Source organism: Aquimarina hainanensis, from assembly GCF_042684685.1.
Taxonomy (GTDB): Bacteria; Bacteroidota; Bacteroidia; order Flavobacteriales; family Flavobacteriaceae; genus Aquimarina; species Aquimarina hainanensis.
On sequence record NZ_JBHULX010000039.1, the window covers coordinates 791,051 to 807,393 of the forward strand.

Here is a 16,343-nt window from a genome sequence, read left to right on the forward strand (position 1 = left end):
AACTTCCTATTGATTCCCTAAAATCAAAGGCATTCCATCGCTTCCTGATCCTACAACTACCACCTTGGCATTTGGAGATTTTGCCAATTCTAATGTAGCCTGTATTCCTTTTTCTTTCAGAATTTTATCTGTTAATGAAGCATTGAGAATAGTATTAGCCGTTGCCTTTCCTTCGGCATCAATTTTCTGGCGTTCTGCTTCTTTTCGAGCTTTTTCTAATCTAAACTCATACTCTAATGCTTCTTGTTCTTGCTTGAGTTTTCTTTCTATCGCATCCTTAATTGTAGCCGGAAGTGTTACATCTCTAACTAAGATTTCATTTAACTGTACATGCTGATTCTCTACGATTTTTTTTGTTTCTTCAAAAATTTCTTTCTGGATAGCATCTCGTTTGCTAGAATACAACTGCTCTGGAGTATATCTTCCTACTACACTTCTGGCAGCAGAACGAATTGTAGGCAATAAAACTCTACTCACATAATCTTCTCCTTTTTGCTGATGCAACAATCCTAATTTATCATACTTAGGTTGAAACCATGCCGAAGCATCCAATTTAATTTCCAACCCATTAGAGGACAATACCTGCATTTTTTCAAACACTTCTTGCTGTCTTACCTCATACACTATTACTTTATTCCAGGGAGCCACCAAATGAAACCCTTCTCCCAGGGGAGCTTCATCAGTCACTACTCCTCCTCCAAATGTTTTATATAAAACTCCTGCTTCTCCTGAACCTATTGTCACTGTAGATTTAGATACAAAGATTACTCCCAATACGAGTAAAACAATAATCGGCACGCCTATTTTTGGTAGTTTTTCCATTATAATATATTCTTTAGTTATTTTTTATTTAAATAAGTCCGTTATACTTTCTCATAAACCATTCGATAGCAAGACTGCCAACAATAATCAGCACCAGGTATTTCCAATCTATTAAAGAGATGACCTTTTCCTCTTTCTTTTGTATTATCTGATACCTATCATCATGTATCAAGTCATCCAACAACTGATTTTTTTGATGTATATAGTAACTTTTTCCACCTGTATTAGTCGCTAACTGTTTTAACTTTGTTACATCTGCATTCAGAAACTGTTGTTCAACATTATATTCTAATACGGTAAAGTTTCCAGACCTGGACAGGTTTTCTCCTGCTACATGAACTGAATAAGTATACGATCCTGCCGGCAGGTCACTAACATCTACCTGATAAGCATTTTTTCTCAAAAGCATTGGAATTTCCTTTACTGAATTGGTGTTTTTATTTTCTATTCGAATGCTTACACTTGCTCTTCTGTCAAATTCGTAATTTTTAGTAAAGTAAGCTGCCTTTATTTTTATGTTAGTATTTCCATAGTAGAAAGGTTCTGCATATGTGGTCAACCTGCTTTTCTTTTTATTTGATGCCAGGTATTGAACCAATTTACCCAGGAAATTGTCAAAACTCTCAAAATTGTTAGTCAACAAAAAGTCATTTGCTCTCCATCGCCAAATATTTTCTCCCAGCAGTACTGCTTCTCTAATTCCATTGTCTTCCAAACTACATAGTAGCGGAAAGTTTGTTTCTATTCCGGATATACTTCTATACAAAAGAATATCATGTGCAACATTTATTCGTATATCTCCAAAATTTCCTAATAATGGCGGATATTTATCAAATCCGATATCTTCTAATAAAAATGCGGAATAGTTAGCATTAAATCTGGGGGTATAGTTTTCTGTTTGTCCGGTTATCGCCTGTGTATATTTAGCTTGTATCTGGTTTAGAAAATTCCAGTTTGTCTTTGTTCCTGTAATCGTAAGAACATTTTTCTTAACTGTCTTTAACTCTTCATATAACTTTCTGAAAGTAGCATCTGGCTGATATATCACGATCAGTTGATACTCATCTAACTTTCTTATATCTGATGGTTTGACAATAGTAACACTTCTTCTTTCATTGCTTTCTATACTCTTTTTTAAAGCTCCTAAATCAGGATGTGATATTCTGCTCACCAATAACACATTTGTTTTCTGATCGATCACCTCTACTGCAAAATTCTTCGTGTTATTAATAGTGTTTTTTTCCTGATCTAAAGGAACCAGTCTTGCTTTGTATTCAAACACCCCCGGCTGTATTGTCGGTAAGGTTACTTTTATAACTTTAGAGTTTTCTTCCTTAGAAAAGGAAACAGTCGTATTGTAGATTTTTCTGGTACCTGACAGAATCTCTAAACTAGTAGTGATCGTATTATCTCCTGAATATGAAAGGATCAACTCTACCGGAAATTTATTTTTCAGATATACATATCTATTTACATTTAGCTGTTCTATTTTTAAATCTTCAACGATGGTAGTGTCTCCTAGAATAACCGGGAACACCTGTTGTGTATGTTTTGTCGTTTTGAATTGGTATTCTTTCCCATAGGTTTGATTTCCATCGGTTAACAATACGACAGGAGCTATATTACTCTTATAAATTTGATTTAACTCATCGATCGTATTATAAATATTAGTTTGCTTTCCTGTAAAATCCAGTGACAGGGAATCTTTTAAGGCATCGGAAAACGCATAGTAATCTATATCAAATCGCTCATTAAGTGATGTATTATCTTTTAACTCCTGAACCATTTTCTGCAAAATTTGATCTTGTTTCAGGTGTTTTAAAGAAGATGAATTATCAACTGCTACCAATAAGGTTGGTTTCTCATTGATGTATGTGTTTTGTGTAAATGTAGGGTCTATTAAAAGTAGTAATAAAGAAAAAACACTTAAAAAACGAAGAAAAGCAAAAAACAGATTCCTTCTAGATCTGCTTTTTGCTTTGTATAAGTATTGAAAAAGAGCTATTAATAAGGCTAGTACCCCAGCTCCTATAATCAATATTATTTGTTGTATCTGCATCTGTGAATTCTTATAATTTTAAATTGTATAACCTCTGGTTATATTCTACCTAATAAAGTTACTATTTAAAACTTCAAAGATCTCAAAAACTTTGAATATAATCCACAAGTAAATATACTCCTGATATATTAAGTCAACATTCCTCCATCTACCTGAAGTACCTGTCCTGTAACGTAACTACTCATATCACTAGCTAAGAATAAACATGCATTTGCAATGTCTTCTGTGGTTCCTCCGCGTTTTAACGGGATGGCACTTGTCCATCCTTCGACAACTTTCTCATCTAGTTTAGCTGTCATTTCTGTTTCTATAAATCCAGGAGCAACTACATTACTTCTAATATTTCTAGATCCCAATTCTAATGCTACTGATTTCGTAAACCCAATGATTCCTGCTTTAGATGCGGCATAATTAGCCTGTCCGGCATTTCCTTTTACTCCTACAACAGAACTCATATTAATGATACTTCCTTTGCGTTGTTTCAGCATGGTTCTCTGAACCGCTTTCGTCATGTTAAATACACTCTTGAGGTTTACTTCTATCACTTTATCAAAATCCTCTTCTCCCATTCTCATCAATAGATTATCCTTGGTAATTCCTGCATTATTGATTAGGACATCAATACTTCCGAATGTTTCTAAAACACTTGCCACTAAGTCTTGTGCTTGCGCAAAATCGGCTGCATTACTTTGGTACCCTTTTGCTTTTACCCCTAAATCTGTTAATTCTTTTTCTAATTCATTGGCTGCTTCTACAGAAGAACTATATGTAAATGCTACATTGGCACCTTGCTTAGCAAAAACCTGTGCTATTCCTTTTCCGATTCCTCGACTTGCACCAGTAATAATAGCTGTTTTACCTTGTAAGAGATTCATTCGCTTTATTTTTATTTGTGTTTATTTATTAAAGATATCAAAGATAAGAATTACTATGTTGTGGTCAACAATAAACCCCGCGTTTTCTTGCGGGGTTTATCTATTTTTTTATTGAAAGAAATAACTATATTACAGCTTTACATTTGTATCATCTTTCTCATAATTAAAAAGATAATCAATATTCATTTCCTGAACTTTTCCTAGTTTGGATAATGCTTTCATATTGACATCTTTTTTATTTCCAATCACCATAACGTTATACGTTTCTCCTTTAATGTTTTCAATAAAAAATTTCTTGAGATCAGCTAATGTCATATTTTTGATTGTATTATAAATCTCTTCTCTATTATCATTCTCTATTCCTTTCTTTTTCAACGATTCATATGTCCAGAAAATATTAGACTTTGTAATTCGCTGTGCTGCAATTTTCTTCAAGGTAGCTTCTTTAGCTGCATTAAATTGCTCTTCTGCTTCTGGCATATTAGTCATTAAATCCATCATGGCATCCACCGCTTGAGGCATTTTATTTGCCTGTGTACCTACATATGCATACACATAATTCGAATCTTCTTTTTTACTTGCTGTACTATAGCCTGCCTGAGCAGCATACGCTAATGATTTCGATTCTCTTATCTCCTGAAAAACAATCGAAGAAAGTCCACTTCCAAAATATGTATTAAACAATCTGGATGCTGCCATTTTTGCCGGGTCAAATTCTGATCCTTTAGCCAAAAACAACATTTCACTTTGTACCATATCATAATCCACAAAATAAACATTACCTCCTGTTTCTTTTTCTACATAGGTTGTTTTTTCTGGATACTCCAGTAAATTCTCTGGTATGATGTGATTCTTATCCAGAGAAGCAATTGCTGCTGCCACATCCTTCCCATAATAGAAAATACGTTGTTTGTAATTCTTTAATTCTTTTACTTTATTAACCAACTCTTGTGGATCAAACGCTTGTAATTCTTTTATTTTAAAGACATTTCTCAAAGGTGAATTCTCTCCATATTTTCCATAACTCATTAAACCAGACCAAAGGATATTTCCTTTTTGTGTTTTTCCATCTTCTCTACCTTTAGCTATTTTATCTATATATTTAGCATATGTTTCTTGATTCGGTACTGCGTTCGACCATAAGTGTTCTAATAACACCAAACCACTATCTAAATTTTCTTTTAATCCAGAAATTCCAACATAGGTTTTATCCGCAGCCGTACTTACATAATAATCTATACCTAATTTGTAAAATTCCTTTTTCAGCTCTTCCGGAGAGTATTTATCTGTCCCTAAATAGTCTAAATATCCAGCTGCTAATGCCGCTTTTTTATCATTATTCTGCCCCATATCAAATATGATATTAAGAGAGAATAAATCGTTATTCTTATTTTCTATATAAGCAACATTTAATCCACTTTCAGTTTTTTCTTCTTTAATTTCTTTTTTGTAATCTACGTATTTAGGCTTTAAATCTGCACTTTTTATTGCCATAAATTCCTGTAAGTACCCAGATTGCTTGTCTCTGTTTAATTGCACTGGGGTAATTCCTGGATTTTCTACCTTGGTGATATTTTTATCCGCTCCTTTTCTTTTATAAGTAACTACGTAATTATCTTTATAAAATGCATTAGCAAAATCTACCAGCTCTTGTTTGGATATTTTTTTTAACTCATCCAAAAAAGCAACTTTATCCTTCCAATCCTCATGATGAATAAACGCATTATAATATGCTGATGCCAGGGCTGTATTATTCTCATACTGCTGCGTCTGTGTTAATTTCAAATCGTTTATTACAGCAGAAATCATCCATTCATCAAAGGCTCCTTTTTTTAGCTTTTCAATTTCTCCTAGTAATAAATCTTTTACTTCATCCAATGTTTGATCTGCTTTAGGACTACCTGTGAACTCATGAAAACCATAATCATTCAAAAAAGTTGTAAAACAGGCTGCTCTTTGTACTAATTGTTTTTGATTTAGGTTTAAATCTATTAAACCGGCAGTTCCATTTCTAAGGATCATATCAGCTAATGTCAATAGCTTCTCTTCTTTAGTTCCAATCCCTTCTGAGCGAAATGCCAGAGAAACATATTCTGCAGTTGGTCCGAATACTTCCTTGACCACTGGTGCCGTAATCGGTTCTTCTTTAGGCAATACAGGATGTTCAACTTCTTTTTTCTTTAATGCTCCAAACGTATCATTGATCTTTTTGATTGTTTCATCAAACTCGAAATCTCCTACCATTACCATTGCCATATTATTAGGGACATAATATTTATCGAAATACTTATGTATTTCTACCATGGATGGATTTTTTAAATGATCAGATGTTCCGATTGTTGTTTGTTGCCCATACGGATGATTTGGAAATAATCCATCTAACATTGCTGCAAATGCCTTTCTAAAATCATTATCCTGCCCCATGTTAAACTCTTCATATACAGCCTCTAACTCTGTATGAAATAGACGCAATACTAACTGACTAAAGCGTTCACTTTCTACTTTTAGCCATTTGTCTAATTCGTTTGCAGGGATTTTGTTTTTATATACTGTTTCTTCAAACCATGTATGCGCATTGGTTCCTTCCGCCCCTAAAGAGCTTATCATTTTATCATATTCATTAGGAATTGATATTTCGGAAGCTTTCAGAGATACTTCATCTATCTTCTTATAAATTTCTTTCTTTTTTACGGGATCAGTTTCTTTTCTGTGTTCCTCATATAAATCAGATATTTCCTGAAGCAATACTTTTTCTTTTTCATAATCCTGAGTTCCTATTTCATCTGTTCCTTTAAACACCATATGTTCTAAATAGTGTGCAAGCCCCGTTGCTTCTTTAGGATCATAATTAGAACCAGCTCTTACTGCTATGTATGTCTGAATTTTTGGTTCTTCATCATTTTGACTCAAATATACTTTTAAGCCATTATCTAAGGTATATAACCTTAAACCCGTAGGGTCATTTGTTACAGTTTCATAGGTAAATCCCGAAGGATCTGTATGTTGCTCAACAGCAACTTTTGTCACTGTTTTTGTTATTGTAGGTGCGTCCTTACAGTGACTAAGTAATAATGTCAGCACCGAGAGTAAAGTAATTTTTAAAAATTTCATATTATTCTTTATAGTTTCGGCCAAAAATCGAATAATTTTGTTTCCATAAAGCAAGATTAATATTTTTTTAATAAAAAATTAACGTTTTATTAGAGAATAAAAAAAGCCCACCTGTTATCCAAGTGAGCTTTACTTTTTATAATCTTATAATGTTCTCTATCCCAGAACTTCTGCTACTTTTTTACCTATTTCAGCAGGAGAATCTACTACGTGAATTCCACATTCTCTCATAATTGCTTTTTTAGCTGCTGCAGTATCTTCACTTCCTCCTACAATCGCACCTGCATGCCCCATAGTACGTCCAGCTGGAGCAGTTTCACCTGCGATAAATCCAACTACAGGTTTTGTAGTGCCACTTTCTTTAATCCATTTTGCAGCATCTGCTTCTAACTGACCTCCAATTTCACCAATCATAACGACACATTTAGTATCTGGATCATTAATAAGCAATTCTACTGCTTCTTTAGTAGTTGTTCCAATGATTGGATCTCCTCCGATACCAATCGCAGTTGTAATTCCTAATCCTTGTTTTACTACCTGATCTGCAGCTTCATATGTCAACGTTCCTGATTTAGAAACAATTCCTACATTTCCTTTCTTAAAAACAAAACCAGGCATAATTCCTACTTTTGCTTCTCCAGGAGTAATAACTCCAGGGCAGTTAGGTCCTATTAATCTACATCCTTTATCTTTTATATAATCTGCAGCTTTGATCATATCCGCAACAGGAATTCCTTCAGTAATAGTAATAATTACTTTGATCCCAGCATCTGCTGCTTCCATAATTGCATCTGCTGCAAAAGCTGGCGGTACAAAAATAATAGTAGTATCTGCTCCTACTTCTTTTACGGCATCAGCTACTGTATTAAAAACAGGTTTATCCAAATGTGTTTGTCCACCTTTACCAGGAGTAACTCCTCCGACTACGTTTGTTCCGTATTCGATCATTTGTCCTGCATGAAAAGTACCTTCACTTCCTGTGAATCCTTGAACAATAATTTTTGAATCCTTATTTACTAAAACACTCATTGCGTTATGATTTTTAATGTTTTTTTGAAGTTACCAAAAATACGTTTTTGACAACTATAGTTAAAATGAAAACCAAATTATTTTATGTAATTTTTTAAAAACAACTCAGTCTATTTTACTTATTACTATTCTCCAGGTAAAATCTTTATATTACCTGGAAAAATTATTCTTTTTTTTCCTTTAATCCCTCCATCATTTTAGGGATTTGTTTTAATGCGACAATCTCTTTGTATTTCGTTCTAGAATCATCTGCCGGGCTTCCGAAATATTTCTTATTCCCTTCTAAGGATTTTCCTATTCCTGATTGCGCATAGACTACTGCTTTTTCCCCAATAGTAATTCCACTAATAACTCCTACTTGTCCCCACAGGGTTACTTCATTTTCTATTACCACACATCCTGCAATTCCAACTTGAGAAGCAATAAGACATTTTTCTCCTATTACAGTATCATGACCAATATGTACCTGGTTATCGATTTTGGTCCCTTTTTTTATAGTAGTATCTGCTGTTACTCCTTTATCAATTGTACATAAAGAACCTAAATCCACATTATCTTCTATCACTACTCTACCTCCTGATACCAGTTTATCAAATCCTTCTGGTCGATTTTTGTAGTAAAAGGCATCTGAACCGATGACCGTACCTGAATGAATAGTCACATTATTACCTATAATAGTATGGTCATAAATACTTACATTCGCATGTATCACTGTATTATCTCCTATTACCACATTATTACCAATAAAAGCTCCTGGTTGGATGATGGTATTTTTTCCTATTTTGGCAGATTTTGATATGGTATGACTTGCTTGTTCAAAAGGTTTAAAAAAGGTAGTCAATTTATTAAAATCTCTAAACGGATCATCTGAGATCAACAACGCTTTCCCTTCCGGACAATCTACTTTTTTATTAATCAATACTACAGTAGCAGCGCTTTTTAGCGCTTTGTCATAGTATTTTGGGTGATCTACAAAAACAATATCTCCGGGAGTTACCACATGAATTTCATTCATTCCATATACGGGAAATGAGGCATCACCTACAAAGTCAGCAGAAATTATTGTAGCAATTTGCTCTAATGTATGTACTTGGGGGAATTTCATATTATATTAAAAAGGGAGTTACCTATTCTTTAATTCTTTCTTTATAGGTTCCTTTTTCTGTTTCTATTTTGATCTTATCTCCTTCATTAATAAAAAGAGGGACCATAACTTCCGCACCTGTTTCTACAGTAGCTGGTTTTGTGGCATTTGTCGCTGTATTTCCTTTCACCCCAGGCTCTGTTGCTGTTACTTCTAAAATAACACTTGCAGGCATCTCTACAGAAAGCGGCATCTGATCTTCAGAATTAATAATAACTGTTACAACTTCTCCTTCTTTTAGCAGCTTAGGAGCATCTAAGGTAGATTTCTGAAGTGTAATCTGATTATAATCCTCTACATTCATAAAATGATAGGTATCACCTTCTGCGTATAAAAACTGAAACTTATGTGTCTCTACACGTACGTCTTCTATTTTGTGCCCCGCAGAAAAGGTATTATCTATTACCTTACCTGTAGTTACACTTTTTAATTTAGTTCTTACAAAAGCAGGTCCTTTCCCTGGCTTAACATGCAAAAACTCAACAATTTTATAAATATCATGGTTGTATTTGATACACAATCCATTTCTAATATCACTAGTAGTCGCCATTCTGTATATTTTTCTAGTTTATTATCTTTTTTAATTGGAGAAATATCCTTTCATTATACCTCGTTGAGAGTTTTTGATAAACTCTAACACTTCATCTCGCTCAGGTGTTGCTTCCATTTCTGCTTCTATGATAGCTACTGCCTGTGTGTTATTGTAATTCTTCTGATAAAGAATTCGATATATATTTTGTATTTCTCTTATTTTTTCTGTCGAAAAACCTCTTCTTCTTAATCCAATGGAATTAATTCCTACATAAGATAAAGGCTCTCTTGCTGCCTTCACAAAAGGAGGTACATCTTTTCTTACCAAAGATCCTCCGGTAACAAAAGCATGATTTCCTATACTACAGAACTGCTGCACTGCTGCCATTCCTGCAAGTACTACATGATCTCCTACATTAATGTGACCAGCTAATGTACTGTTATTAGAAAAGATACAATGATCTCCTATAATACAATCATGAGCAATATGGCAATATGCCATTATCCAGCAGTTACTACCAATTTTGGTTTTCATCTTATCGGTAGTTCCTCTGTTAATAGTGACACATTCTCTAATAGTAGTGTTATCGCCTATTTCTGTTATCGTATCCTCATCATTGAACTTCTTATCTTGCGGAATAGCAGAAATCACAGCACCAGGAAAAATACTACAGTTCTTTCCTATTCTGGCACCTTCCATGATTGTCACATTAGATCCTATCCATGTCCCTTCTCCTATCTCCACATTATTATGAATCGTAGTAAAAGGTTCAATCACTACATTCTTGGCTATTTTTGCTCCGGGATGAACGTATGCTAAAGGTTGATTCATCTATCTTCTTTTCTTTATTTTGATTTTACTATTTGTGCCATTAATTCCGCTTCTGTTACTAATTTTCCATTAGCGTATGCAAAAGCTTGCATATGACAAATTCCTCTACGAATTGGAGTAATTAATTCTAACTTGAATATCAGCGTATCCCCTGGCAACACTTGTTGCTTAAATTTCACTTTATCAATTTTCATGAAATACGTCAGGTAATTTTCAGGGTCTGGAACTGTACTAAGCGCTAAAATCCCTCCTGTTTGTGCCATTGCTTCTATCTGAAGTACTCCTGGCATTACAGGTGCTCCAGGAAAATGACCTATAAAAAACGGCTCATTCATTGTTACGTTTTTCAACCCAACAACATGCTTATCTGACATTTCCAAAATACGATCCACCAATAAGAAAGGATATCGATGCGGTAACATATTCATGATCTTATTCACATCCATTAACGGGGGTTGATTAAGATCGAATTGAGGTACCTTGTTCCGCTTTTCTATTTTGATGATTTTAGACAGTTTCTTTGCAAATTGAGTATTGACAAAGTGTCCTGGTTTATTTGCTATTATCTTCCCTTTAATACGGGTTCCTATCAAGGCTAAATCTCCAATAACATCTAATAGCTTATGTCTTGCCGCTTCATTTGGATAGTGTAATGTCAAATTATCCAAAATCCCATTAGGTTTTATAGAGATTGATTCTTTTCCAAATGCTTCTTTTAACTTTTCCATCGTATCAGGACTCAATTCCTTATCGACATATACGATAGCATTATTAAGATCTCCTCCTTTGATCAACCCATGCTCTAATAGCATTTCCAGTTCATGAAGAAAGCTAAAAGTTCTCGCTTCTGATATTTCTTTTTTAAAGTCCGAAAGACGTTTTAGGGATGCATTTTGAGTGCCGAGTACTTTAGTTCCGAAATCAACCATTGTTGTTACCTGATACTCATCAGAAGGCATTACAATAATCTCACTTCCAGACTCTTCATCAACATAGGAAATCACATCTTTTATAACATATTCTTCTCGCTCTACATCTTGTTCTTCAATTCCTCCTTTTTCCAGAGCTTCAATAAAAAACTTACTGGAACCATCCATAATCGGAGGTTCTGAAGCATTTAATTCTATTAAAAGATTATCAATTTCCAATCCTACACAAGCTGCTAAAACATGCTCGGATGTCTGGATACTTACTCCATTTTTTTCGAGGTTTGTTCCTCTTTGGGTATTTACAACATAATTGGCGTCTGCTTCTATCACAGGAGAACCTTCCAGGTCTACCCTACAAAAAGCATAACCGTGATTAGCTGGTGCCGGCTTAAAAGTTAATGTTACCTCTTTACCTGTATGAAGCCCTACTCCATTTAGAGTTACTTCTTGTTTAATAGTTCTTTGCTTAGTCACAACAGCGTTATTCTTTTATATTAATCTTCTTTTCTATTTCGTATAACCTATCTACTATCTTAGGTAAATTTTTAAAATGTACGTATGATTTATTGTAATCAGAATATCCTAACGCTGGTGACCCTTGAATCGCTTCGTCATCTTTTATATTTCTCCCAATTCCAGACTGCGCTTGAATTCTTACTTTATTTCCTATTGTCAGGTGTCCTGCTATTCCTACTTGCCCACCGATCAGACAATGTTTTCCTATTTTGGTTGATCCTGCAATACCGGTTTGAGCGGCAATAGCTGTGTGTTCTCCAATCTCTACATTATGGGCTATTTGAATCTGATTATCCAATTTAACTCCTCTACGTATAATAGTAGATCCTAATGTAGCTCTATCTATGGTTGTTCCAGCTCCTACATCTACATTATCTTCTATAATAACGTTTCCTGTTTGTGGAACCTTACTGTATTCTCCTTTTTCATTGGGGGTAAAACCAAATCCATCCGCTCCTACAATAGCACCACTGTGAATAACACAATTATTACCTATTATAGATTCAGAATAAATCTTCGCTCCTGCAAATACGATAACATTATCTCCTATCGTTACATTATCTCCTACGTAAACGTTAGGGAATATTTTTGCATTTTCTCCTATGGTAACATTTTCTCCTATATATGAAAAAGCTCCCAGATAGATTTCTTCTCCATATTTGGCACTTTCTGAAATAAAGCAGGGTTGTTCTATCCCTTTTTTATTCATTTTCACCATATTATAGTATTCTAATAATTGAGAAAATGCCTTATAAGCGTCATCCACTCTAATAAGGGTAGTTTGTATCTCGGACTCTTTTTTAAATGTTCTATCCACTATCGTAATAGACGCATTTGTAGAATAAATATATTGCGTGTACTTAGGATTAGACAAAAAAGTCAAAGTTCCTTCTGTTCCTTCTTCTATTTTGGCCAATTTAGATACCTCGACAGTTTCATCTCCTTCGATATCTCCATTAAGAATACCCGCAATTTGTGTGGCTGTAAAAATCATTCTAGCAAAAGTATAAAAAATGTATTAATCTTTTTGTTTTGGGTAACAGATAAAATGCTTTGTAACAGGTTTTGATAATGCTTTTAAATTGAATTGATCTGTAGCACCCACTATATCAGCTATTTTTCTATTTTTATACAAGATATTTATGTTTTGTTTATTTTGATGGTAGGCTTGGTTAGAAATACTACCTGAAAAGACAAAATAACGAGCTTCTTCTTCAGAAATTTCATAATCTTTCGTTATTTTTTTGATGTGCTTGGCTAACTTATTCTTTTCAAAGGGTTTCTTTTTGATCTTTATTTTCAATAAATCCCGCTCTATAATCATTCTGGATAAATTGCTTAAAACAAAATCATCACATACACTCCACTCCTTCATTGCCGAAATAATATCGTAATCATCCAGTTTTGAAAAAGTATCTAATTCGTCTTCTAAAAAATTTTCTTTGGTAATTTTGTTTTTCAGAAAGAACGCTAACGCAGGACTTGCTTGTAACTCCATTCCAGATTCCGTTAGCTCTTTGGCTCTTTTTAGCACTCTGATCAGAATATTTTCGGCTACTAAACCTGTTTTATGCAGATAGACCTGCCAATACATGAGTCTTCTGGCTAATAAAAATTGTTCTACAGAATACACTCCTTTCTCCTCTACTACCAATTCATCATTTACTACAGTAAGCATTGTAATCAAACGTTCGCTATTGATATTTCCCTCTGCAACTCCCGTATAAAAACTATCTCTTTTCAGATAATCCAATCGATCCATATCCAATTGCCCTGAAATTAACTGGTGCAGAAAATTACGGTGATACTCTCCTTTAAATATTTGAATAGCAAGAGTCAGCTTGCCTGTAAACTCTTTATTTATTGCCTCCATAAACATGAGTGATATAGACTCATGATTAATTTCTTCTACGATACTGTGTTCCATAGCATGTGAAAACGGACCATGACCTATATCATGTAATAGAATGGCAATATACAAGGCTTCCTCTTCTTCTTCGGAAATAAGAACGCCTTTAAACCGCAAAGCATTGACTGACTTCTGCATTAAATTCATACACCCCAGGGCGTGGTGAAATCTGGTGTGATGTGCTCCCGGATAGACCAGATAGGACAATCCCATCTGACTAATCCTCCTAAGTCGCTGAAAATATTTATGTTCTAACAGATCAAAAATTAGTTCGCTTGGTATTGTAATAAAACCGTAAATTGGATCGTTAAATATTTTTAGTTTATTTCTTTTTTTCAAGTTTACTTTACTTTTACAAAACAAATATACATATATGCCATTCATATAACACATTTAGATACAAAATATGAATATGATTAGGCATTAAATTTATTTTAACGCACAAAAATCATTAATCGACAAACATAAATCCTACATGAACGCAATAAAAATTCTCTGGGTAGACGACGAAATCGACTTGTTAAAACCACACATCCTTTTTTTAGAAAAAAAGAATTACACAGTTACCAAATGTCAAAGTGGAACCGAAGCCATCGAGATTTTGGACAATAACAATTTTGATATCGTTTTTTTAGATGAGAATATGCCGGGGTTATCAGGTATTGAAACACTTTCTGAAATAAAAGAAAAAAATGAAAGTCTTCCTGTCGTAATGATTACCAAGAGTGAAGAAGAGTATATAATGGAAGAAGCCATTGGTAGTAAGATTGCTGATTATCTAATTAAACCTGTGAATCCTAATCAAATTCTATTGAGTTTAAAAAAGAACCTGGACCACTCTCGTCTTGTTTCTGAAAAAACTACGGCTAATTACCAACAGGAGTTTAGAAAAATAGCAATGGACCTCGCGATGGTTAATAGTTTTGAAGAATGGTCAGATTTATACCAGAAACTACTTTACTGGGAATTGCAATTAGAGGATATTGAGGATTCCGGAATGTTTGAGATTCTTGAATCTCAAAAAGTAGAAGCTAATTCTCAATTCTTTAAGTTTGTTCAAAAAAATTATGAGGATTGGTTTAACAATTCGGAAGATGCTCCTATAATGTCGCACACACTCTTCAGAAAAAAGGTTATTCCTGAAATCTCCAAAGAGCAACCTACCATCTTAGTAGTAATTGACAACCTGAGATATGATCAATGGAAAGCTTTCGAACCTGTAGTAAATAATTATTACAAGAAAGAAGAAGAAACTTCTTATTATAGTATTCTCCCTACCGCTACTCAATATGCACGTAATTCAATTTTTTCTGGTTTAATGCCTTCTGAGATGGAAAAAAGACATCCGGATTTATGGCTTAATGACATTGATGAAGGAGGAAAAAACATGAACGAAAATGAATTCCTTACTGCACAACTACAACGATTAGGGGTAAACATCAAACATGAATATTACAAGATTACCAATGAGCGTTCTGGAAAAACACTAGCTTCTAATTTCAAAGGATTAAAAGACAACGACCTGACTGTTATTGTATATAATTTCGTAGATATGTTATCTCATAGCAAAACAGAAATGGAAGTTATAAAAGAACTGGCTTCTAATGACAAATCCTATAGATCCCTTACACTAAGCTGGTTCAAAAACTCTCCTTTATTAGAAATGATACAACAGGCACAGCAATTAGGTTTTAAACTATTAATCACTACCGATCACGGAACAATCAATGTAAAAAACCCATCCAAAGTAATAGGAGATAAAAACACCAGTCTTAATCTCAGATACAAAACCGGAAAAAGCCTGACATACGAGGAGAAAGAAGTCTTATCTGCTACAAACCCAAAAAAAATACATCTTCCTTCTATCAATATGAGTAGTTCTTTTATTTTTGCAAAAGGAGACTATTTCTTCGCTTATCCTAATAACTACAATCATTATGTTAGTTATTACAGAAACACCTACCAGCATGGAGGCGTTTCTTTAGAAGAAATGATTATCCCATTTATTGTACTAAAACCTAGATAATACTATTATTGTATAAAAATCAATTAAGAAGGATTATCTCCTTCTTAATTGAATTGAAACAGCAATTTTACTACTAAATGAAAGCACCACTAGAGTATACGATAGAAGAAATTTCTGATATAGCGTCTAAAATCATTCAAGACAGTGATTCTAAAGTACTTTTATTTACCGCAGAAATGGGTGTAGGAAAAACCACCCTCATTAAAGAAATCTGCAAACAGCTTGGTGTTTCTTCGCCCATCACCAGCCCTACGTACTCATTAGTCAATGAATACGAGGGAACAGATTCTGTTATTTATCACTTTGATTTTTACCGAATCAATGATGAAGAAGAAGCCTACGATATCGGGTTTGAAGAATATTTAAACACCGATAGCTGGATATTTATCGAATGGCCCGACAAAATAAAAAACTTACTTCCTCAAAACACTAGATCAATACAAATCAACACCTTACCAAATCAAAAAAGAGCTATTATTTTCTAATTTTTTATATGAATTCATCTTTATCATTAAAAAATTTAACATAAAAACTTTTTTTAATATAAAAATTAAACACTA

13 protein-coding genes are annotated in these 16,343 nt (G+C 33.9%); 2 read left to right on the forward strand and 11 right to left on the reverse strand.

The genetic code is table 11. The features are described from left to right. Window positions 1–6: 6 nt before the first annotated feature. The 11 genes from ACFSTE_RS19405 to ACFSTE_RS19455 all read right to left on the reverse strand — a co-directional run bounded on the left by ACFSTE_RS19405 (window position 7) and on the right by ACFSTE_RS19455 (window position 14,096). A complete protein-coding gene (locus tag ACFSTE_RS19405; protein WP_176030017.1) occupies window positions 7–822 on the reverse strand; it encodes a prohibitin family protein in 816 nt (271 codons plus the stop codon). Between the two features lie 28 nt (window positions 823–850). After that, window positions 851–2,881 carry a VWA domain-containing protein gene (locus ACFSTE_RS19410; RefSeq protein WP_378255197.1) on the reverse strand — a complete coding sequence of 677 codons (2,031 nt, stop codon included), beginning with the start codon at window positions 2,879–2,881 and terminating at the stop codon, window positions 851–853. A 128-nt stretch (window positions 2,882–3,009) separates the two neighbouring features. Then, window positions 3,010–3,756, reverse strand: a complete 747-nt coding sequence (gene fabG, locus ACFSTE_RS19415) for a 3-oxoacyl-[acyl-carrier-protein] reductase (protein WP_176030015.1) — start codon at window positions 3,754–3,756, stop codon at window positions 3,010–3,012. Window positions 3,757–3,885: 129 nt separating this feature from the next. After that, a complete protein-coding gene (locus ACFSTE_RS19420) occupies window positions 3,886–6,867 on the reverse strand; it encodes an insulinase family protein (RefSeq protein ID WP_378255199.1) in 2,982 nt (993 codons plus the stop codon). Between the two features lie 156 nt (window positions 6,868–7,023). Then, window positions 7,024–7,896 carry a succinate--CoA ligase subunit alpha gene (gene sucD, locus ACFSTE_RS19425; RefSeq protein WP_176030013.1) on the reverse strand — a complete coding sequence of 291 codons (873 nt, stop codon included), beginning with the start codon at window positions 7,894–7,896 and terminating at the stop codon, window positions 7,024–7,026. Between the two features lie 163 nt (window positions 7,897–8,059). Beyond that, entirely contained in the window at window positions 8,060–9,001 is a 942-nt protein-coding gene (locus ACFSTE_RS19430; protein ID WP_176030012.1) for a UDP-3-O-(3-hydroxymyristoyl)glucosamine N-acyltransferase, read from the reverse strand. A gap of 22 nt (window positions 9,002–9,023) precedes the next feature. Next, complete coding sequence (efp, locus tag ACFSTE_RS19435; protein WP_176030011.1) at window positions 9,024–9,590, reverse strand: elongation factor P; 567 nt, start codon at window positions 9,588–9,590, stop codon at window positions 9,024–9,026. Between the two features lie 30 nt (window positions 9,591–9,620). Continuing rightward, window positions 9,621–10,403, reverse strand: coding sequence for an acyl-ACP--UDP-N-acetylglucosamine O-acyltransferase (lpxA, locus tag ACFSTE_RS19440; RefSeq protein ID WP_176030010.1), 783 nt, complete (start codon window positions 10,401–10,403; stop codon window positions 9,621–9,623). Window positions 10,404–10,417: 14 nt separating this feature from the next. Beyond that, window positions 10,418–11,806, reverse strand: coding sequence for a bifunctional UDP-3-O-[3-hydroxymyristoyl] N-acetylglucosamine deacetylase/3-hydroxyacyl-ACP dehydratase (locus tag ACFSTE_RS19445; RefSeq protein ID WP_176030009.1), 1,389 nt, complete (start codon window positions 11,804–11,806; stop codon window positions 10,418–10,420). Between the two features lie 7 nt (window positions 11,807–11,813). Beyond that, window positions 11,814–12,842 (reverse strand): UDP-3-O-(3-hydroxymyristoyl)glucosamine N-acyltransferase, encoded by a 1,029-nt coding sequence (gene lpxD, locus ACFSTE_RS19450; RefSeq protein ID WP_176030008.1) that lies wholly within the window; start codon window positions 12,840–12,842, stop codon window positions 11,814–11,816. A gap of 24 nt (window positions 12,843–12,866) precedes the next feature. Then, window positions 12,867–14,096: an HD domain-containing protein gene (locus ACFSTE_RS19455; RefSeq protein WP_176030007.1), complete on the reverse strand. Its 1,230-nt coding sequence runs from the start codon at window positions 14,094–14,096 to the stop codon at window positions 12,867–12,869. A gap of 136 nt (window positions 14,097–14,232) precedes the next feature. Between ACFSTE_RS19455 and porX the strand changes: the two genes are divergently transcribed. Next, complete coding sequence (gene porX / locus ACFSTE_RS19460; RefSeq protein WP_176030006.1) at window positions 14,233–15,783, forward strand: T9SS response regulator signal transducer PorX; 1,551 nt, start codon at window positions 14,233–14,235, stop codon at window positions 15,781–15,783. A gap of 77 nt (window positions 15,784–15,860) precedes the next feature. Further along, entirely contained in the window at window positions 15,861–16,268 is a 408-nt protein-coding gene (gene tsaE / locus ACFSTE_RS19465) for a tRNA (adenosine(37)-N6)-threonylcarbamoyltransferase complex ATPase subunit type 1 TsaE (protein WP_176030005.1), read from the forward strand. Window positions 16,269–16,343: the final 75 nt, after the last annotated feature.